Annotated in this window: 20 protein-coding genes; 3 read left to right on the top strand and 17 right to left on the bottom strand. The window is 47.5% G+C overall.

What is annotated here, in order from left to right:
- Nucleotides 1-16: 16 nt before the first annotated feature.
- The 11 genes from MHI14_RS18515 to MHI14_RS18565 form a co-directional block, all read right to left on the bottom strand.
- On the bottom strand, nt 17-742 hold the full coding sequence (locus tag MHI14_RS18515; protein ID WP_091031473.1) for a LutC/YkgG family protein: 726 nt from the start codon (nt 740-742) through the stop codon (nt 17-19).
- On the bottom strand, nt 732-2,252 hold the full coding sequence (locus MHI14_RS18520) for a LutB/LldF family L-lactate oxidation iron-sulfur protein (protein WP_341130985.1): 1,521 nt from the start codon (nt 2,250-2,252) through the stop codon (nt 732-734). The genes MHI14_RS18515 and MHI14_RS18520 overlap by 11 nt, the downstream gene beginning before the upstream one ends.
- A complete protein-coding gene (locus MHI14_RS18525) occupies nt 2,249-2,977 on the bottom strand; it encodes a (Fe-S)-binding protein (protein WP_091031478.1) in 729 nt (242 codons plus the stop codon). Before MHI14_RS18525 ends, MHI14_RS18520 begins: the two co-directional genes overlap by 4 nt.
- A 113-nt stretch (nt 2,978-3,090) precedes the next feature.
- Nucleotides 3,091-3,852: a DeoR/GlpR family DNA-binding transcription regulator gene (locus tag MHI14_RS18530; RefSeq protein ID WP_341130986.1), complete on the bottom strand. Its 762-nt coding sequence runs from the start codon at nt 3,850-3,852 to the stop codon at nt 3,091-3,093.
- Between the two features lies 1 nt (nt 3,853).
- On the bottom strand, nt 3,854-5,347 hold the full coding sequence (locus tag MHI14_RS18535; protein WP_341130987.1) for a rhamnulokinase: 1,494 nt from the start codon (nt 5,345-5,347) through the stop codon (nt 3,854-3,856).
- Nucleotides 5,348-5,587: 240 nt separating this feature from the next.
- Nucleotides 5,588-6,100, bottom strand: a complete 513-nt coding sequence (locus tag MHI14_RS18540; RefSeq protein WP_341130988.1) for a DUF2500 domain-containing protein — start codon at nt 6,098-6,100, stop codon at nt 5,588-5,590.
- A 108-nt stretch (nt 6,101-6,208) separates the two neighbouring features.
- Nucleotides 6,209-8,011, bottom strand: a complete 1,803-nt coding sequence (gene pepF / locus MHI14_RS18545; protein WP_341130989.1) for an oligoendopeptidase F — start codon at nt 8,009-8,011, stop codon at nt 6,209-6,211.
- A gap of 354 nt (nt 8,012-8,365) precedes the next feature.
- The gene (locus tag MHI14_RS18550) at nt 8,366-8,725 is read right to left on the bottom strand and encodes a winged helix-turn-helix transcriptional regulator (protein ID WP_062833989.1); all 360 of its coding nucleotides are present in this window, start codon (nt 8,723-8,725) and stop codon (nt 8,366-8,368) included.
- Between the two features lie 266 nt (nt 8,726-8,991).
- A complete protein-coding gene (gene hxlB, locus MHI14_RS18555; RefSeq protein ID WP_047842632.1) occupies nt 8,992-9,555 on the bottom strand; it encodes a 6-phospho-3-hexuloisomerase in 564 nt (187 codons plus the stop codon).
- Between the two features lie 4 nt (nt 9,556-9,559).
- A complete protein-coding gene (hxlA, locus tag MHI14_RS18560) occupies nt 9,560-10,192 on the bottom strand; it encodes a 3-hexulose-6-phosphate synthase (RefSeq protein ID WP_036670570.1) in 633 nt (210 codons plus the stop codon).
- 377 nt (nt 10,193-10,569) lie between these two features.
- On the bottom strand, nt 10,570-11,652 hold the full coding sequence (locus MHI14_RS18565) for a lactonase family protein (protein WP_036670568.1): 1,083 nt from the start codon (nt 11,650-11,652) through the stop codon (nt 10,570-10,572).
- Between the two features lie 214 nt (nt 11,653-11,866).
- On the opposite strand from MHI14_RS18565, the gene MHI14_RS18570 reads away from it, so the two are divergent.
- Nucleotides 11,867-12,796, top strand: coding sequence for an AEC family transporter (locus MHI14_RS18570; RefSeq protein ID WP_341130990.1), 930 nt, complete (start codon nt 11,867-11,869; stop codon nt 12,794-12,796).
- Here MHI14_RS18570 and MHI14_RS18575 read toward each other — a convergent pair.
- The 5 genes from MHI14_RS18575 to MHI14_RS18595 all read right to left on the bottom strand — a co-directional run bounded on the left by MHI14_RS18575 (nt 12,774) and on the right by MHI14_RS18595 (nt 16,802).
- The gene (locus MHI14_RS18575) at nt 12,774-13,364 is read right to left on the bottom strand and encodes a DUF2062 domain-containing protein (RefSeq protein WP_091031495.1); all 591 of its coding nucleotides are present in this window, start codon (nt 13,362-13,364) and stop codon (nt 12,774-12,776) included. The genes MHI14_RS18570 and MHI14_RS18575 overlap by 23 nt on opposite strands.
- A 58-nt stretch (nt 13,365-13,422) precedes the next feature.
- Entirely contained in the window at nt 13,423-13,881 is a 459-nt protein-coding gene (locus MHI14_RS18580) for an OsmC family protein (RefSeq protein WP_076216163.1), read from the bottom strand.
- Nucleotides 13,882-13,901: 20 nt separating this feature from the next.
- Nucleotides 13,902-14,669, bottom strand: coding sequence for a DeoR/GlpR family DNA-binding transcription regulator (locus MHI14_RS18585; RefSeq protein ID WP_036608860.1), 768 nt, complete (start codon nt 14,667-14,669; stop codon nt 13,902-13,904).
- A 137-nt stretch (nt 14,670-14,806) separates the two neighbouring features.
- Complete coding sequence (locus MHI14_RS18590; RefSeq protein WP_341130991.1) at nt 14,807-15,937, bottom strand: NADH-dependent flavin oxidoreductase; 1,131 nt, start codon at nt 15,935-15,937, stop codon at nt 14,807-14,809.
- Between the two features lie 187 nt (nt 15,938-16,124).
- Nucleotides 16,125-16,802, bottom strand: a complete 678-nt coding sequence (locus MHI14_RS18595; RefSeq protein WP_091016984.1) for an SOS response-associated peptidase — start codon at nt 16,800-16,802, stop codon at nt 16,125-16,127.
- Nucleotides 16,803-17,030: 228 nt separating this feature from the next.
- On the opposite strand from MHI14_RS18595, the gene MHI14_RS18600 reads away from it, so the two are divergent.
- A complete protein-coding gene (locus tag MHI14_RS18600; protein ID WP_076216169.1) occupies nt 17,031-17,552 on the top strand; it encodes a hypothetical protein in 522 nt (173 codons plus the stop codon).
- A gap of 44 nt (nt 17,553-17,596) precedes the next feature.
- On the top strand, nt 17,597-18,268 hold the full coding sequence (locus tag MHI14_RS18605; RefSeq protein ID WP_341130992.1) for a hypothetical protein: 672 nt from the start codon (nt 17,597-17,599) through the stop codon (nt 18,266-18,268).
- Between the two features lie 133 nt (nt 18,269-18,401).
- Here the strand turns inward: MHI14_RS18605 and MHI14_RS18610 are convergent, their stop codons facing one another.
- Nucleotides 18,402-20,312, bottom strand: coding sequence for an AraC family transcriptional regulator (locus tag MHI14_RS18610; RefSeq protein ID WP_341130993.1), 1,911 nt, complete (start codon nt 20,310-20,312; stop codon nt 18,402-18,404).
- Between the last annotated feature and the right edge of the window lie 150 nt (nt 20,313-20,462).

Consider the following 20,462-nt stretch of genomic DNA (forward strand, 5'->3'; position numbering starts at 1 on the left):
CACGTTCAACACACCGTTAACCCATAATTAAACCATATACAATGCCTGGTCCGTGTACCCCAATGGTTAAATCATTTTCAATATCGGAAGATCGGCTTGGCCCTGAAATAAAGTGGATGCCTGCTGGAAGGTTTTCTCTTCCCGCTTCGTCAAATCGATCCAGCGTCTCACCCAGTCTGGTGTACAGTCGATCTACTGGAATAATGATGATGAGTACCGTAGGCAACAGACTCACTGAACGACCTTTTTCCGGTGAAGAAAGTACAGTGACCGAGCCTGTGTATGCTGTCGCATAATCTGCCATGACCACACCGATATCCGCCTCAGCTGCCCGAGCCTTCCAGTTCTCATCCGCCTGACTATTCCACACTGAGATCTGCACATCCGGAAGCTGCTCTTCCAATCCGAGATCTTGTAACGCCTGTTCATTCTGGCGAATGATATATTTGGCACTCAGCTCATGAGATTTGGTGGCAATAAATCGGGACACTTCTTCCAGGTTTTGAACCCGGGCAATGTGTGCGCCTACACTAACAAAGTTATCTGTAAATGCTTGAATACGCTTCTCTTCATCCCATTCCAGCCCAGTCCAAAAGTCGGGTGCTCCCCGAAAGGGTTGGGTCGGCGCATGTCGTTGCCTTGGTCTTCTCAATTTCGAAGCAATGTCATTCATGAACTGCTCCTGTTTCTCCATGGACTTCTTCTCCAATTGCGCGAGCCATTGCTGATGTTCAGTTACCATGCTGAGTACCCTCCCCTTCTTCTCGTTCACGAATAATCTTCTCCATACGGCTGCGAACGGAAGAATCCATGGCGGGTTGCTCCTGGTTCAGTTCCTGATCCAGCTTGTTCCATTGTTGCCGGAAGGATTTCTTGGCGAGACTTGGGGCAACCCGATAATTGTTCCAACCTTTGAGAGGACCCAACTTGAGAGAAATGCCGTTGTTGCGTACAACTGCCTTCTGCCCGATCTGTCCCAGGCGTATGGCCGCACTGAAACGTTTGGAATTGGATACAACAGCGGCAAATCCCTTCATGCCCATGCTTTCCATTTTGTTACCATGGCCGTCTTCCACTTTACGCCTGCGTAAATAAACGAGCATATCATGCAATGGAATTTTGACCGGACATGCTTCATAACAGGCTCCACATAGACTCGAAGCACCCGCAATATCGTTCCATTCATCAATGTTGCCATTGAGTGCAGGTGTCAGTACCGCGCCAATGGGACCACTGTATGCCCCACCGTAGGCATGACCTCCAATATGACGATATACCGGGCAAGCATTCAGACAAGCACCACAGCGAATACAATTCAGCAACTCCTGGAATTCAGGATCACCGAGCTGAAGAGATCGACCGTTATCCACGATAATAATGTGCATTTCATCGGGTCCATCTCCATCCGCTGTACGACGCGGACCTGTGATGCCTGACATGTACATCGTCAGTTTCTGACCTGTTGCGGAGCGTGGCAACAAGGTTGCCATGACCTCCAGATCCGTCCACGACGGGATGATCCGCTCCATGCCCATCAGTGTAATCTGCGTTTTCGGAACAGTGGATACCATACGGGCATTGCCTTCATTTTCGAACAAAACCATGGAACCTGTCTCTGCAATCGCAAAATTGCAGCCGGTCATGCCGATATCTGCTTCCAGGAATTTCTCGCGTAACTTTTTACGTACAAATCCAGCGAGCACCGTTGTGTCCGGCTCCAGAATTTCACCCGCTTCCTTCGATAACAACTCTGCAATCTGATAGCGGTTCTTATGGATGGCTGGAATGACAATATGAGACGGGGCTTCGCCTGCCAACTGAATAATATATTCACCCAGGTCAGTCTCAATGGCTTCAATGCCCGCCGACTCCAGCACATGATTCAGATGTACTTCCTCCGACACCATCGATTTGGACTTTACCACCGTAGAAGCCTGCTTGTGAGCCGCAATATCCAGCGCAATCGCCGCTGCTTCCACCGATGTATCTGCAAAATGAATATGAACCCCGTTCGCACGGGCGTTATTCACAAATTCATTCAGATAATAATCCAGATACGCAATCGTATGCAGACGAATCTGACGGCCACGCTCCCGCCATTCATCCCAGTTTCCATGTTCTTCTGAGGCAGATTTCTTCCCGTTACGCAATCGTTCTGTCGTGAATTTGACCGCTTTACGCAGAAAATCATCATTCAAGGCCAGTCCGGCACGTTCTTTGACCGTAGTATCCATAACTCCCGGTTGGCTCATCCTGTTCGCACCCCCTCATACAGTAGTTCCGCCAGATGCATCACACGCACCGGTTCATTCCGATAACGCAGATTACCTGCGATATTCATCAGACAGGCCATGTCCAGACCAACCAGCACTTCAGCTTGTGTCTCTTTGACATGATCGACTTTCTCCGTCACCATCGCTCCCGAAATATCGGACATTTTAATGGCAAACGTACCCCCGAACCCGCAACAATCCTCAGCGAATGGAAGTGGAACCAATTCCAGACCTTTTACTTGAGAGAGCAGCGCCATCGGCTCATCCTTTACACCAAGCAGACGGCTGCCGTGGCAGGATGGATGATAGGTTACTTTGTGCGGAAAATGTGCGCCCAGATCGGTTATCCCGAGTACCTGAACAAGGAATTGAGTAAACTCATAGGCTTTGGCTTCCAATCGTTTTGCCTTTTCCAGCCACACCGGTTCATCCGCGAACAGTTCCGGATAATGATGAATCATATACGTACAAGATCCGGATGGACAGACTACAAAATCACTGTCGTCAAACGCTTCAAGAATCGTCTTGGCCGCTACCCGAGTCTCATCCCAGTACCCGCTATTGTAGGAAGGCTGACCGCAGCAGGTCTGAATCGGCGGAAAATCCAGCCGAACGCCATGAGCGGCGAGCAATCTGACCATGGCTTCCCCCACTCGGGGATAGATGGCATCGCTGAGGCAGGTAATGAATAAGGAGACCTTCATAATTACACGCTCCTATTAACTGATTAGTAGATGAATTGACTAAGAATATTTGCACTAAACACTCCGTTACGTGTAAATGTTTAGTTCAATTTATATAGATTAAATCTGAAAGATTAAACCGTGATGATACCAATATCGTATCCGCTCAAACGGTCAGTCTGTTCAGCCTCCAATGGCTGATTGGTAATGATCGTATGGACTGCATTTAACCCGGATACTCGGGCAAAAGCACGGACACCAAATTTACTGGCATCTGCAAGTAAGATGACTTGATCGGATATGCCAACCATCTTCTGCTTCAGCCTTGCCTGGAGTTCATTGGATTCACTGATTCCTCCACCTTCGAGATGTACACCTTTGCACGACATGAACATTTTATCCACATGATACGTTTCCAGAGAACGCTCTGCGAGCGGCCCAACAAAAGACAACGAGCGAGCTGCCAGCTGGCCCCCTGTTGAGATGACTTCAACCTTGTCACGGCTGCTGAGTTCAGTGGCGATTTGGATCGAGTTGGTTAAAACCGTCAGCGGGAAATCCGGCATATTCGCTGCCATATAACCTGCCGTTGTGCTCGCATCCAACAGAATACGATCACCCGGATTAATCATCGCCAGAGCCGCTTGTGCAATCCGCTTTTTCTCTTCCGCATGGGTTGTCTCCCTGATCCGGTAAGGGATCTCCGGTTGATCTTCCTTCACACTCACTGCACCACCGTGAGATCGGCGCAGTCGTCCTGCCTGTTCCAGCCGATCCAGGTCCCGCCGGATGGTTTCCTCTGTCACCCGGCAGCGCTCACTAAGCTCGGATACACGCATACTGCCCTTTTCATTCACCATCTCCACAATCCGGTCATACCGCTCGGCTGCCAGCATGTTACACCTCACTCCCCGCTTGTGAATTAGATGAAGCCGTCACACGCAGAAATCTGCCGTAAGCATCTTCCCAGATTGACCTGTCCTGCGGCTCATATGCAGTTACCGAAAATGAATCACGAATGGCCTTACGTGCCTCCCAGATATCTTTAAAAGCTCCGCTCGCCATCCATTGCACAGCCATATTCCCGATGGCACTTCCCTCTGCCGGACCTGCCCATACCGGCTTGCCAATGGAATTTGCAGTCCACTGACATAACAGTCGGTTCTGGATACCTCCTCCGACCATATGCAATCCGTTGAACGTCTGTGCCGATAATTGTTCCGTCCATTCCAGGACTCTCCTATACTTCAATGCCAGACTCTCCAGAATTGCCCGGGCAATAGCCCCCTGATCCTCTGGTACTACCTGCCCTGTAACACGGCAATACTGACGTATACGCGTCGTCATATCTCCTGCTGGCATGAACAGTTCATCATCCGGATCAAACAAACTGGCAAATGGAGGTGCCTGTTCCGCCTTTGCTAATAACGCATCATAGCTAATTCCCTGCCCTTGGCGGTCCCACTCCCGCATACTTTCCTGCAAAATCCATAAGCCCATAATGTTCTTCAGCAGACGGGAAGTTCCACCCGCCCCGCCTTCATTCGTGAAGTTCAAGGCCAGACTCTCGGTACTAATCGCAGGATGATCTATCTCCGTACCCATCAGGGACCAGGTTCCACAGCTCAGATAAGCAAAAGAACGTTCCGTTGCAGGAACAGCCACAACGGCTGAACCCGTATCATGCTCCGCAACAGCGATCACGGGAATCGGGGACAATCCCAGATCGTTACAGATACTGCTTCGCAATTGTCCAACACGGGTACCTGGCAGCACGGCTTCACCAAACAGTTTCTCCGAAATACGAATATGCGCCAGCAACTCACTATCCCACTGCCCCGCTGATGGATTGTATAATTGTGTTGTGGTTGCATTGGTGAACTCATTCACCGCTTCCCCTGTCAGGAAATAACGTAGCAAATCCGGAATCATGAGAAAACGCTCTGCTTCATGAAGTAACGGGGAACGGCTGCGTTGAAGCGTTGCCAATTGATACAAGGTATTAAAGCTAAGAAACTGAATCCCTGTACGTTCGAAGATTCGCTGAGAGCTCAGCTCTTGGCGTACCTGATCCATCATGCCGTTAAACTGTGTATCACGGTAATGATACGGGTTACCCAGCAACTCACCATTACTGCCAAGCAAACCAAAATCAACGCCCCAGGAATCGATCCCCAGGCTCTCCGGCTTTTCTCCCTGCTGTTTCACAAGTGTAAGCCCTTGCAACAATTCATGATGCAATCGCAGAATATCCCAGTGCATCCGCTCGCCAACCTTCACCGGTTCATTCTTGAACCGATGAATTTCGCTTGTTTCGATCCCACGATCATTTAGATGTCCCAGTAACGCTCTCCCGCTCCCAGCGCCCAAATCATAAGCCAGCACACTCACCGCGCTTCACCAACCTTTCGAACCCATCCTATTTTCCAAACGGCATCTCTTGAATTCAGTCCGTCCGTAACCCTGTACTTTATTCTGTATTTATTGTTTGTTTGTTTTTGTTTAATACTGTTTTACTTTATTTTACGAGTATATCACCATTGTAAGCGTTTGAATACCCTTCGGTTTTTCTTTCTTTTGGGCATAGCAAAAACGACTCTCTCCCAGCTGGGAGGAGCCGCAGTTCTTTTTTTACGTATAAAATTGACCTTTGCTTACCCCCGACTGGGGCTGTACATCTCTCTCAAAATGCTTGAATCGTGTCCCCTGATACGTCAGCATCCCTCGATCATTTTCCACCATCATGCCATAATGGTTTCCGCCAACAATCAGTTCAGTGCGCTCCCCATTGTCGAATTCAAATGTAACATAATACCGGGTAGTCGCACTGCTATCGCCGCCTCCACCTGAGACTTCGGTTCGTTTGGCCACCACCGTTGAATGCAGGGTTAACAAGGCCGCTGTGTTATTCGATGACCACGTGCGTACCCCTGAAATAATAACAAAAACAATAATTCCCGCAATGATGAGAAATATGCCGCCAATGAAAATCGAAGCAAATGCACTCATTGTAGCAAACTCATTGAATCCCGAAAAGAAACCACCCTGATTGCCTTCAAAACCCGGTACTCCATTCATGTCGTCAAACACACCAAAGCCGTCCACGCTTAATCGGCCCAATGAGGACACGCTCGTTAACGCCATTCATCATCGTTCCTTCCCCTCGCAAAATAAGATGCACCGCCCCCACGCAAGGAAGGCGGTGCATGCAGACAACCCGTTCTGCCTTGTCCGTATACTATATGAACCAGATCAGGAATACAGACGTTCAAGTTCGTCGACAAGACTGCCGACATAAGCAACCGCAGAACGAATCGGCTCAGGTCCCGACATATCCACACCCGCAAGCTTCATTAACTCCTGCGGCGTGAGACTTCCACCGGCTTTGAGTGCATCGAGCCAGCGATCTACCGCAGGCTGCCCTTCTTCCCGAATCTGCTGTGCAGCCGCTGTGGAAGCTGTCAAACCTGCCGCATAAGTATATGGATATAGTCCCATATAATAATGAGGTTGTCTCATCCATGTGAGTTTGGCCCCTTCATCAATAACCAGATCAGGTCCCCAGAATTCGGAAAGGATGTCTCCTTTGAGCTGACTTAACGTCTTCGCTGTAATCGGCTCATCATTGGTGGCGCGTGCATAGACCCTGCGCTGCAATTCACCTTCCAGCAGATGTGTAACGAAGTTATGGTAATACGTATTCAACAGTTGCAAAATGACCCAGCGACGCATTCTCGGATTATCGGAACGTTTCAATAGATGATCTGCCAGCAGCATTTCATTCATGGTCGATGGTGCCTCAATGAAATAAAGAGATGGTCTTGTATTCGTGAGCCGTTGGTAACGTCCCGCAAGCATAAAGTGGCCTGCATGTCCCACTTCATGGGCAAGTGTAAATGCTCCGCGCATATTGTTTGCCCATGAAATTAAGATATAGGAGTGTGAACCATATATAGAGGAGCAAAATGCCCCTGTGGATTTGCCTGCATTATCTGCGTAATCCACCCAGCGATCACGAAATGCGCGCTCTACGATCTCGCCATACTCCGGCCCAAGCACATCAAGTGCTTCTCGAATGAGTGTGCACGCCTCGTCATATGTAATGGCAGGGCTAAATTCAGGATCAAGCGGGGCCTTCAGATCACAGAACATCAGCTTGTCCAGACCCAGCTCACGTTTCTTGAGAGCCGCCAGTCTGCGCATATGAGGTGCGAGTTCCTGCTGGATAATATCCAGAATATTATTGTACATCTCTTTGCTCACTTGCTGTGGGCTGAGAAGCATATCTGTAACATCGTCGTAACCACGCAGCCTGGATAAAACAACCTGTTTCTTCACTTCAGTTGCATAACCTTCTGCGAACGTATTTTTGTAATCATTTAATGTCGAGCTGAATGCAGCATAAGCAGAACGGCGCAGCTTGGTATCAGATGACATCTCATAATTATTTTCATAGAATGACCAGGACAGTGGACGATTATTGTCCTCTCCATCAAGAGCATCGTCAAACGTCATGTCTGCCAGTTTACCGCGCAGATAGATACGGTATGGCGAATCCAGCACCTCTCCAAGTGAAGCGAGTACCTTCTCGGTCTCTGGCGTAAGCCGATGTGCTTTTTCTCGAATCAAACGCTCCAAACTGCGCGCATACGTCTCCAATCCCGGAAGCTCTTCAAGGTAACGTTCAATGGTTCCCTCCGGCAGATCCACGATCTCCGAATTGACAAAAGACAAGGACGACGACAGATTTGATAGGATATCTCCTGCTTTAGCTGAATTCTCAATATTCACCGGATTGGTGCTGTCCTCTGACTGCTTCAAGCGGGCATAAGAAGCCGTCTTGCCGATACGCTCCTGCAAAGCTTCACGAGCATCCAGACAAGCCAGCAATTGTTCAGCGCCTTCGCCAAGACGTCCTTTGAACGTTGCGATCTGGGCAGCAGCCTGAGGAAGTGATCGAAGCTCCTGCTCCCACTCTACATCGTTTACAAACAAGTCTCTCAGATCCCAAGTGGTTTCTGGGTTTACCTCAGCACGTGTACGTATTTTTTCCATCTGTATATGTCATCCTCCTTGCATTTCCAATATCTCTCATCGTATCATATTCCGCTCATATATACATGACATCTCCTAAAATGAGACCTATGGTCCAGATGACAAATTAGTTTATCCGTATCACTCCAATGACAGAATAGCCTTCTGATCGCCGTTATCCCCAGATTTTTTTTGATCCCTTTTCCAAAGGGAAAGTCCGGTGATAAATGCGAACGCTCCGCTTCTTCAAGCTATTTCTGTCCTCTACGTTCCGCATAAACTTTTGCTCATGTGACCAAAATTTAAAAGCAACTAAAAAACCGCTGGTTTATGGAAGAATCCATTTACCTAGCGGTCATTCTGAATATAACTTATTTAGCTTTCTTTCCAGATTACATTTTCACCGTAATTTTTACCCCAGTTATACATCGCGTGCAGCACAGGCATCAGGCTCTGACCGTGATCCGTCAACGTATACTCCACCCGAGGAGGTACCTCTGCATACACCTTTCGCTCAATCAGCTTATCTTCCTCCAGCTCACGAAGCTGGTTGGTCAGCATCTTCTGGGTAATATGAGGGATTAGGCGTTTCAGCTCACTGAAACGTTTGGTACCTTCCAGACCCAAATGCCACAAAATAATCAGTTTCCATTTGCCACCGATCACCGCAAGGGTCAATTCCTTCTCACAGTTGATTTCTTTCAGATTAATCCGTTCCTTGACTTCGGCTGCCATGGCTCCGAGCCCCCTCATCTTCAATCTTATATTGCGTATATTACACATATCACGGGGACACTTCACACGAGGTAAGCTTTCCGCTCCATGCATGACGTAATAAGTACATTCATTCGATACAGCTATCTATTAATTCTACTACAGCCTGGTCGGGATGCAAAGTTTAACTGTAAACCACATATAAAACCTATACAGATGAATAACTATATATCGCAGAAAAGACCAGAACCCTCATAATCAAAGGATTCCGGTCTTTCATCTATTCACTATTCCAGGTTCGCGTGGCGACCAAACATATCCGCTCCGGTCATCCCCTTCATTTCCATCATCGTAAGGATGAGAGCATCCATACCGATTAACAGTCCTTGTTCAAACAACGAGCCCATCGGCTGAATGGTTACTGCCGCTCCGGAAGTTGCTGTGTCCTCTTTGGCTGAAGCCGGGAGACGCACTACCGTAGTCGCCAATTTCCCAATCGTGGACTCTGGCTTAATCGTAATGAGACCTACAGGTGCACCAGCTTGACTAGCCTTTTGAGCCATGGCTACCAGACTGCCTGTCTCTCCTGAGCCAGAGCACAGCAAGAGGAAATCCTTCGAGCTGATCCCAGGTGTTACGGTCTCGCCCACCACATATACACGAAGCCCCATCTGCATCAGTCTCATGGCAAAAGCCTTTCCCATAAGTCCTGACCGGCCTGCTCCTGCTACAAAAATCTGTTCCGCAGCCAGAATGTGTTCAGCCATCGCTTGCATCTCTGCATCATCGATCTGGCTTAGCGTACGTTCCAGCTCCTTCAAGATGTCAGCTGCGTACTGTGTTTTGCTCATCTGCTTACCCTTGTTTAACAAGACGTTGCATTTCAGCTGCAACTGCCGCTTTGTCTGCTTGTCCTGTGATACCGCCGCCTACAATAACCAGATCCGGTTGTGCTTTGATTACTTCTGGCAATGTTTCCAGCTTGATTCCACCAGCAACAGCAGTTTTAGCATTTTTCACAGCAGCTTTGATCGTTTGCAGATCTTCGAACGGGCTTTGTCCTTCAGCTTGCAGGTCATAACCTGTGTGTACACAGATGTAATCTACGCCAAGCGCATCAATCTCACGAGCACGTTGTTCAAGGTTAGGCACGTTGATCATGTCCACAAGAACTTGTTTGTTTTGTTTCTTCGCTTCTGCTACTGCACCTTTGATCGTACTGTCATTGGTTGCCCCAAGCACAGTGATCAGATCCGCACCAGCTTCAGCTGCTTTCATGATTTCATAACCACCAGCGTCCATGATTTTAAGGTCTGCAAGAACTTGCAGATTAGGGAATGCTTCTTTCATCGCTTTTACCGCGTGCAAACCTTCATTAATAACGATTGGAGTACCAATCTCAACGATATCAATATATTGTTCAACCTCTTTAACCAGTGCGATACCTTCAGGGATGTTTACCAAGTCAAGTGCCAATTGCAATTTCATCATTTATTTCTCCTTTGTTATTCAAGTATGATTCGTTCCTGTAAAAATAATAATCAGATATTTAGCCTGCACCAATTTGTCTGTTCAGATGCATGCAGTGTTTGTTTTGGCTACTCACTCATTGTAGACCCTGACTATCCATTCAGGAAGTACGCACTTTGAAGTGGGGTAGTTACTTGGACGATACTATTGATAATTGTTGGTTGTTAGGTGAATCAAATATAGAATTAATCCTTTATTCCAATCCGCCCGCTTACAGCAGAGCAGCAGCCTAATCATCCCATTACATATTCAATATAAAAAGACCCCGCCACATGGCAGGGTCTTTATCGTTATCATTTTCAATCCAGCCAGGGCTGGTTTAGAAATTTATCATTTTACAGATATACTGGTTTCACGCATACCGGCTTGGATACACCTGTGCTGTGACCTGTGTATTTCAGACGTCCGCTCTCCTGATCTACCGTGAATGTCACGAGGTTGTTTGTATCGCGGTTAGCTGCGATCAGCAATTTGCCGTTAGGTGTCAGAGCAAAGTGACGCGGGTGCTCACCTTCCGCAGATACATGTTCAACCAGTGTCAGGTGACCTTTGTCTGCATCTACTGCAAATACAACGATGCTGTCATGTCCACGGTTAGAACCATATACATAACGTCCATCATTGGAAACTGTGATTTCGGCTGTTGTATTCTCTTTGCCATCATATCCATCAGGTAATGTGGATACCGTAGACAATTCAGTCAACGTGCCCGCTGCTGCATCATATTTGAACGAAGTAATGGAAGAATCCACTTCATTGATGACATATGCGAATTGACCATTCGGGTGGAACGCCAAGTGACGTGGGCCAGCTCCCGGATGCGTTTTGGTTTCACTGTGCAGCACAAGTTCATTTTTGTCTGCATCAATGGAATAGATCGCGATGTTATCTGCGCCCAGATCCTGTACCATCATGTATTTACCATCCGGGCTGAAGAATGCGGAGTGAACATGTGGCTTGTCCTGACGCTCAGGATGCGCACCTTGTCCTTCATGTTTCTTCTCGTCCAGAAGCGCTCCAACTTCACCGTTATCCGTCAAGGCTTGCAGACCTACCAGACCACCGTGGTAGCTGGAGAGAATCAAGTATTTGCCGGAAGGATCACGCTGGATATGACATGGTGGAGCTGAAATGGAGTCATTCCGGTTCAGCAACGTTAATTTTCCTGTAGAAGGATCAATGCTCAGAGCTACAGCTTCAGACATTTTGTTGCCTTCTGCTGACGCTGTTTCACCAATCGCATACAGTTTGTTTCCTTCAGCATCCACGTTGACAAACGTTGGGTTTTTCACGCCCGCTATGCCGTCAAGCTTGGACAAGCTGCCTGTATCCTCATTCAATTCATATGCATAAATGCCCTCATTTTCCGCTTCGGCGTAAGAGCCGGCCAGTACGAGCAAGCGTTTTGATTCACTCATTACAGTTTCCTCCTCTATGTGTATGTAATCTTGTTGCACCTCTTCTATAATAAATCTGCCATATCAAAATAGCAATCCGCTGTCGCTGCACATCAGGGAAATCCTTAGTTAAGCAAGGCGATTACTACACATGATCATACTGAAATCCATTCATATGAGGTGCATCTTCTGCTATGATAAGATAGGTTTTTCATCCAGAAGGGACTGAATTGCATTGCTTCACTCATTTTTACTCACCTTATACCATGTGTTCCTGCCGATATCACTTCCCGTGATTGGAGGTATTCTGTTAAAACGCTTCAAAAATTGGGATACCCGGTCGCTCTCGACCTTTTCCCTTTATATTTTGAGCCCTGCACTCATCTTCAATACATTGCTGCATGCAGAGATTACCTGGACGGACGTCACCAGCACGTTCTGGTTCTCTATTATTAATCTGATTGCTCTGTGGGCACTCGCCGAGCTGTTAAGCCGGGTTTTCCGTCTGGGTGCAAGCGAAAAAGCGGGCCTAACCCTCGTCTCCACGTTTACGAACTGCGTGAATTACGGGCTCCCGCTTGTACTGCTTGCCTTTGGTCAGCTTGGACTGGACAAGGCTTCCGTCTACGTCATTGGACAGATGATCATTGTTAATACGGTAGGTATCTTTTTTGCCGCGCGATCCGAATTCACGGTGAAAGATGCGATTCTGTCCGTTTTCCGCATGCCATCCATCTATGCTGCTGGCATCGCCATTGCGCTGCGTGCGTCCAATCTGAGCCTGCCTGAAGCGCTGGATGGAGGGATTTCCATGCTGGCTGCGGGCTACTCTCCTGTCGTTCTCGCCATTCTGGGAGCACAGATGCTCAGAGCAAAAGGTGCAACGGCACCTTGGCTGCCCAATGTACGCCGAGCTTTCTGGACCGGGCTTGTAGTCCGTCTCGCAGCTGCGCCGATCCTGTCCTGGCTGATACTGACCGCGCTTCAGGTCGAAGGTACGTTGTTCAGTGTGCTGCTGATCCTCGCATCGATGCCGACCGCAGTGAACGCCGTTATTTTGGCTGAACAGTTCAATGCTTCTCCGCAGTTTGTATCCCGCTGCATTCTGTGGACCACAGCTGCATCCATGTTGATGCTGCCCATTATGATTGTGATGGCTTCCTGATTAATACCGGAGGTGATACCGAAGCGCTATCCGCTTGTCGGCGTTTCTCCAGCCGGCGTTCATAACGCCGGTTGAGCGCTCTGACGTAGAAGAATTTTACGACAAAGTACGAAATCACACCCAGAATGACACCAAATACGGACATGCCTGCCAGAATATCCAATCCACCAAGCAACAATTCACTCACGGCCGACCAGTTTCCGCGAAACAGCTCCATGAATGCACTCTCATGTACCAGTCCCTGTCCCATGCTGTGAGCAGGCAATATCCATGAGCCAATTTGTTTGGCGAGTGGCATCAGAATAATAGGTAAAAACGTAAGTTTCCCGATCACATTACCAACAATCGCTGCTGGCACCGAACCCCCAGACAGTCGCACAATCGGATAAAATACGAGATATATCAGGGAAGCGGTCGAGATCACGATCAGTTCCAGTCCGAACCCTATAGCAAATCCGGTAGATACTTTATGGGCACCTCCGGGAGCACGTAACAATTTGAGAAAATTCAGCTTCATAGCACGTGTTAAACGTACCCAGCGGTTAGTCTTGCGCTTCTGTGTGTTCATACCGAATTACTCCTTATTTTACACAAATGACAATTTGAATTGTCTATTCTTCAGTATATCACACCGCGTTAGCTCCTGTAGTAACAATGACCGGCTGTGTCTCCATCTGGACATTACCTGCCACCGCTCGGGAGATCATACAGGAGGATTCAGCCTTATGCGCCAGGCGCTCAGCCTTGGTCAGGTCCGCCTCTGAAGCATCTTGGCTGAGTACAATCCGGGGTCTATGTACGATTCGTTCGTACGTAAATACGTTATTTGTAACATCTACCGTTGCTTCCGATTCAAGCGTCAATTCATCCGGCGTAATATCCGAACGCTCCAGCATCGCTGCCAGCGTGATCAGGTAACAAGTGGAGGCTGCACCCAGCAGCATCTCGTCCGGGTTAGTTCCCGTACCGGGTCCGCCCATCTCCTGCGGAATCGATATGACCGTTTTTAACCCACCTGCATCGATTGTTCCCTCACTGTTACGCCCACCATTCCATACCGCTTTCAGATGAAAAGGATGTTTCATGACATTCATTCCCTTCTTGTTTACACACGTATACACGTAATATTCTGCTCAATCAATGCGCTAACATGCTCTTCATCTACGCCCTGATCTGTAATCACTTTGCCCACACTGCTCATCTCAGCAACTCTGGTAAACGCCTGTATGTTAAATTTGCTGGAATCTGCAAGTAAAATGACCTCATCTGCAATATGGATCATTTTCTGCTTCACCAAGGCCTGTAATTCATTGGATTCACTGATGCCTTTGGTCAGATGTACTCCTTTGCAAGACAGAAACACTTTGTCCACATGATAAGCATCCAGCGAACGTTCGGCCAGCGGTCCTACAAAAGACAGTGACTTCGAAGCCAATTGCCCACCTGTGGCAATCACACGAATCTGCTCCTTGTTACTCAGCTCTGCGGCCACTTTAATCGAATTGGTTAGTACCGTCAGTGGAATGTTTGGCAATCCTGCCGCCATATACCACGCCGTTGTACTTGCATCCAAGGCGATCCGGTCGCCGGATTCCACCATTTTCACCGCTTCGCTTGCAATTCTGCGCTTCTCTTCGGCGTGGGCTACAGCCCGTTCCGGATACGGAATCTCCGACTGTAACTCATCCTTGTATTTTACGCTGACCGCCCCGCCATGGGACCGTCTGAGCCTGCCCGCCTGTTCGAGCTTGTCCAGATCACGACGAATCGTTTCTTCCGTCACCCCGCAGCGCTCACTAAGTTCGGTCACACGCATGCTGCCTTGCGTATCCACCCATTCCACTATTTTCTCATACCGTTCAGCTACGAGCATATTCCTTCACTCCAAACCGTTGATTATCCAGTTGATCCTGTTCATCCATCATACCACAGAGCGATGACAAGAAGAATCTGGACCATGTGCAAAAAGAGGGAGCTTTCGCCCCCTCCATTCCAGTTCTGAAGTGTATGTTATTTATCTTCTGCCATAGGGAACCAGCCTGGCGTGTGGATGATTGCATTCCACAATCCGTCAGGGATAACCAGACGTTCCTGATCGGATTTGGTCAGAATTGTCTCGATATCTTCTTCGCGTCCGCTCTCGATTTTCTCAACCCAATCCGGTTCAATAATCAACTCACGTCCAATGGCAAGTAGTGGTACTCCCGTTTGAAGCGCCTCAGCAGCCTGATCAGCCGTATGAATTGAACCTACGCCAATTACAGGCAATTTGCCGTTCACACGATCCAGGATGAATTCCATTCTAGAACGCGTATCTGCTTCGCCACGTCTTGGCTTGGACCAGAATTCGTTCAGGGAAACGTGCAGGTAATCCAGATTTTTATCTTTCAATGCATCCACCAGTGCATACGTGTCTTCCATTGTGAGTCCCGGTGTTTCCGGTTCTTCCGGGGAGAAACGGTAACCAATGATGAACGGCAGTTTGGTATGTTCGGCAACCACTTTCTGAATCTCATCCACTACAGCAAGCGGGAAAGTCAGACGTTTCTCGACACTTCCGCCCCAACTATCTTCTCGTCGGTTGGAATGCGGGGAGAAGAATTGCTGGATCAGATAACCATTAGCACCGTGAATCTCAACACCATCAAATCCGGCTTCAATGGCACGACGTGTCGCTTCACCAAAGTCTTTGATAATCGAAGTCATCTCGGAATCCGTCAACTCTCTTGGTTCAGGAGAGCCCGGACGCTCGCTTGCAACCGCACTAGGAGCAACAACTTGACCCGCAGGTACAGCTTGTTCAGGCGTCAGACGGCCCGCATGGAAAATTTGCAATACGGCTACGGAGCCCTGTTGTTTCATGGTATCAGCCAGTTTTTTTAGACCAGGAATGAAGCGGTCGTCATATACGCCAAACTGAGCCGGGAAACCAATGCCATGCTCTGTTACATGCCCTACAGCCGTAATTGACATGCCAGCACCACCGGTACGACGTGCATAATAAGCAAGTTCAGCGTCAGATATCGTACCATCAGCATTCGAGGACATATGAGTCATGGGAGCGAGCACGATACGGTTTTTCAGTGTAATACCAGTCGGCAGTGAAACTTGTTCAAACATCTGGTTAAACTTTGGATTCATTCGTGGTTCCCTCCTGATTATAAATATCTCTTTTAATAGATATATGGATATGTGCGTTCACTTACTGTAATGATTATAGTTACGTTTCACTGCAATTGCAACTTTTCATTTTCTGAAAGGAAAAAAAGAGCAGAGTGTCTCCAGACTCTCAGCCCTCTTCATCTTCTTCACATCATCCAAAGGATATTCAGAAACTCCGAACGTAAGCCAGCTTCTGATCCATCTCTTCCACGCATTCGTAACAATCGTGTTCATCGTTGGCGACCATTGGGGTGACTGGATACAGATTCATCTCTGTACTGTTATACGATTTTAATAACGGTAGCAACTGAGTCACCCGTGTATTAGCCGGATCAAGCCAGGTGTTGATCTCTTCCTCAGAGAGGATCGCTGGCATTTTACTGCCAAACTCGCGTGTAACCATATTCGCTCCTGTCATAAGCATCGTGCAGGTACGAAGCGGCTCTTTCCGTGTATCTCTCCACACCTCGTATAACCCAGCAATACCGAAGAGACCACGATCCGGCATGACAACACGAACTGCATAACTTTTTTTGCCCTCTTGCCGCCAGTAATATAATCCATTGCAGGGAATGACGCAGCGCTTGGTCTCTACCAGTTTGTAATAGGAAGGATTCTCATGCACCGTCATAAGATTTGCGTTAACGGCATCACGACCCCAGAATGGAATGAACCCCCACCGGAACTCATCCAATACACGCTCACCATCCTGATGCAAAATAATCGGCGTATGCTGGGTTGGGCTGATATTGTATCGGTTTTTGTAATAATACATCACTCGCTGAATTTTGAAATGATCTCTGACTTCGTCCAAATCGGCTGCCAATGAAAAACGGTTGCACATGCTCAAGCACTACCTTTCCCTGTGAGAAGTTGTACGTATTGTTTGTTATTTCAGGGAAATTATGCATGCATATCGAACAGAAAATGACTTATTTTGACACCATTAGGGTCTGATCTAGATATATTTCATGTTTTTCACGACAAAAACAACGACCTCGGACTCATTTCAACTCAAATATTACTTGTTACTATAATAGAGAATAAAATACATTTATTGGAGGTTTTAAGTATGAAAAGGAAGTTTTTGATGAGCATCATGTTGCTCTCAGCGATTGCGATGTTTGGCAGTACCATCTATGCGGCAACCTTTCTGACCTACGGTTATCCCAGCACCACCATCCCCATTCGTACGTATAATTACGCCTCCGCATGGCAGACTCCCATGGACGCTTCCCTTACCAACTGGAACAATGCAGGTGCCAAAGTTAAATTCACCAAAACAAGTAACTCCCCAAACACCATCACCGCAGGAAACTTTAATAATACAGCATATGGTGTCAACTACGCCTCCGTATCCGGCAGTCAAGTCGTAAGCTTCCGCATCGAACTCAATGCATCCACGATCACCCCTGACGCAACCAACTTATCCAACTTCATTCAAAGCGTATTTGTCCACGAACTCGGACACTCCATCTGGCTCGGTGACAACCCAACAACAAGCAGTCCTTCCATTATGTCTTACTCCCGCAACCGCAATTCCATGACCCAACCCCAAACTTTTGATATCAATAACGTAAGATCCAAGTACTAATCCGCTACGAACTTATCCCAAAAATCCAAGGAGGATCCATATCCATGAACAAAAATCGAGTATTAACGCTGCTTCTCTCTTCCATTTTCATTTTATCTGCTGTTGGATGTTCTTCTGTCACACCTACCGCGTCCCCATCCGATGCACCCATGACCATTATTGCTTCTGAAGATTACCCGAGTTATGCCAGCATTGGCGACCTGTCCGAGAGAGCAAATACAATTGTGAAAGGCAGTGTTATTGAGACTCGTGTGGAAGCTTTAAACGATATCGTACAAGTTACTGATGCTGCTAATGAAAACGAGTTAAACCCCGCGTCCAATCCGGGCGGAGAGCCATCTTCTTTTGACAAAATCTATACGATCCACACGATTCAGGTCGCTGAATCCTATAAAGGCGGTTACACTGCCGGGGAAAAACTTGAAGTGAAGCAACTTGGTGGACAACTAGGCAACACCGAAATTATTAATGATGACAACCTCAAGCTGATTCCTACCAAAGACTATGTACTCTTCCTGGAAACGTATGAAGACACCCCTGCCAGCCTGCTGAACTCCGTTCAGAGTCTCTACGTGATCAAACCTGCCGCCAAGTCGAACCAGCCGGGTCAGCAACAATCACCGTCAAAAGTCATTGTGAGTGCAAACCCCGAGAATGACCTTACACTCCAGCTGGAGGATCTGCAAGAAATTCAGAACGAACAAAAGAGCGAATAAACTCTTATACGGTAATCACACTGCTACTTCATCTCCCTACAGGCAGCTAATCCCCTTCTACTGTTCAGTCCTACATAAGAATATGAAAACCGTGCTGCTCAGCAAACTGGGTAGCACGGTTTTTTGGAGTATCTTACTTAGACGGTGTATTAAGTCCAATAATCCATTCAGCCAGATCCTGTGTCTGTTTCAACAAGGCGATGGGGTCACGGAACCAGGATTGTTCTTCCGTCCATATGTACACTTTTCCATTTTTGATAGCAGGCAATGAACCCCAGACCGGATCTGCCTGAAGGTCTTTCAGCTGAGAGTTACTGGTCAGCACAATGTAATCTCCAGCGTATTTGGAGAGCAGTTCTATGGAGAATTCATGATAGGCGCCCTGCATCAACTCGGATGGAATGTTCTTTGGTGCTTGCAATCCAAGCAATTCGTAGATGTTACGCCCTCCCCGACCCGACTGATTGCCAAAAATGAAGACTTGACGATCATATTCCTGCATAACGGAGAATGTAGCGTCAGCTGGAACAACGCTCTGCACCTCCTGCTTGATTTTGGCAATCTCTTCATCGAAATCAGCCAGCCATTTCTCTGCTTCCGCCTCTTTGCCAAGGACTTTACCGAAGTAGTTTACTTCGTCCTTCAGTGACGGGAAAGTGATGGATGCGACCGAAACGGTTGGCGCAATCTTGCTGTATTTCTCATAAGCCGCCTCATCCGGATTCAATGTAATAATGAGATCAGGTTCCAGCTCCATCAATTGTTCAACGGAATCCCCTATTGTTTCAAGACCATCCATGTGACCTTCCAGGTAAGGACTGTTCATTAGAAATTGGCCTCCACCAATCGGTTTGACACCAAGAGCAAGCACCGTTCCCAGATAATCAATGGCAGCAACTCGCTCCGGATGTGCAGGAATTTCTACCTCACCAAAAGTCGTATTTACCATTTGCGTTTCCACGACTGCCGGATGTTCGGGTTTAGCCGCAACTTCGGATGTTTCTGCCCCCTGCTGGGCTGTTCCACAAGCACTCAATGTGAGTACAAGCGCAAGCGACATGATCGCTGATTTAAAATGGTTAAACATGTTGATTTCCTCATCTCCCGTATATTGATAATGATTATCATCATCAATTAAAGGATAACGTTCATCCCCTCCTGTTACAATGGATTCATTTGTTTCATTTAATGTACTTTCTGAAACTGATTTCGAGTTATCCTGCTGCTTCAACCGATATTGCCCCGGTGTGATACCGGTCTCTTTTTTGAATATACGATTGAAATAAAACGGGTCCATATAACCCACATACGCGGCAATCTCCTGTAATGAAGCTTCTGTGGAAGCAAGCAGACTCCTTGCCTCACCCATTCGTAACCGAATCACATATTCTGTCGGTGTACATCCCGTCTGTTCCTTGAATTTGCGTGATAAATATTGCGGACTGTAATTCAAGGATTGGGCAAGCGAGTCAAGTGAGATCGTTTCCCGGAAATGAGCTTTGATATATCGCAAAACCTGATCGGTAAGCGAAGGCTGTTGAACTTCGTCAAACATGCGACTCCGCTGTAACAATACAATCTGTACCAGTTGAAAGAAGTACACTTTAACCTGAATTTTGCCCACTTGCTCCTGCCTTGACCAGCATTCATGTATATTCCGCACCAGCTCACGCAGTTCAAGTGCATGATCCGGCGCTGTCGCCCAGGACTCTTCAAACGGATTGTGCTGGTTCAACATTATTCGATACTCCATAAGCACGTTGGAGGGCAAGGTTGATTTGTACAAAATCAGATGTACCTCTGTAACTCCGGTCGCTTCAAGTGTTAGACGCCTTCCTTTTCCCCCGTGCAGCAGCAAGAACTGGCTTGTAGTCCATACCTCTTCATCCAGCCAGACCTGCCCCCTGCCTTGAACATACACAAATGCACTGGTCGGTAACACATAATTGCGTATGAACTCGTGTGTTGCGAGTGATATAAGACGCACATCTAGCACGCGAACCTGTACCTGATCCCACAGCTTGATGTCATTCTGAATTCCCATATAAACTCCCTCTCCTAAGCAATCAAACACACACAATACCTTGGCATTGTGACTAAAAACCCACCTATAATTGATAATGATTATCAATTATAACAATGATGGAACCATCTTAGAAGCCTACCTCCATTTTTGTTAGATGCCGCGAAATAA

It is taken from the genome of Paenibacillus sp. FSL K6-2393, from assembly GCF_038002545.1.
Taxonomy (GTDB): Bacteria; Bacillota; Bacilli; order Paenibacillales; family Paenibacillaceae; genus Paenibacillus.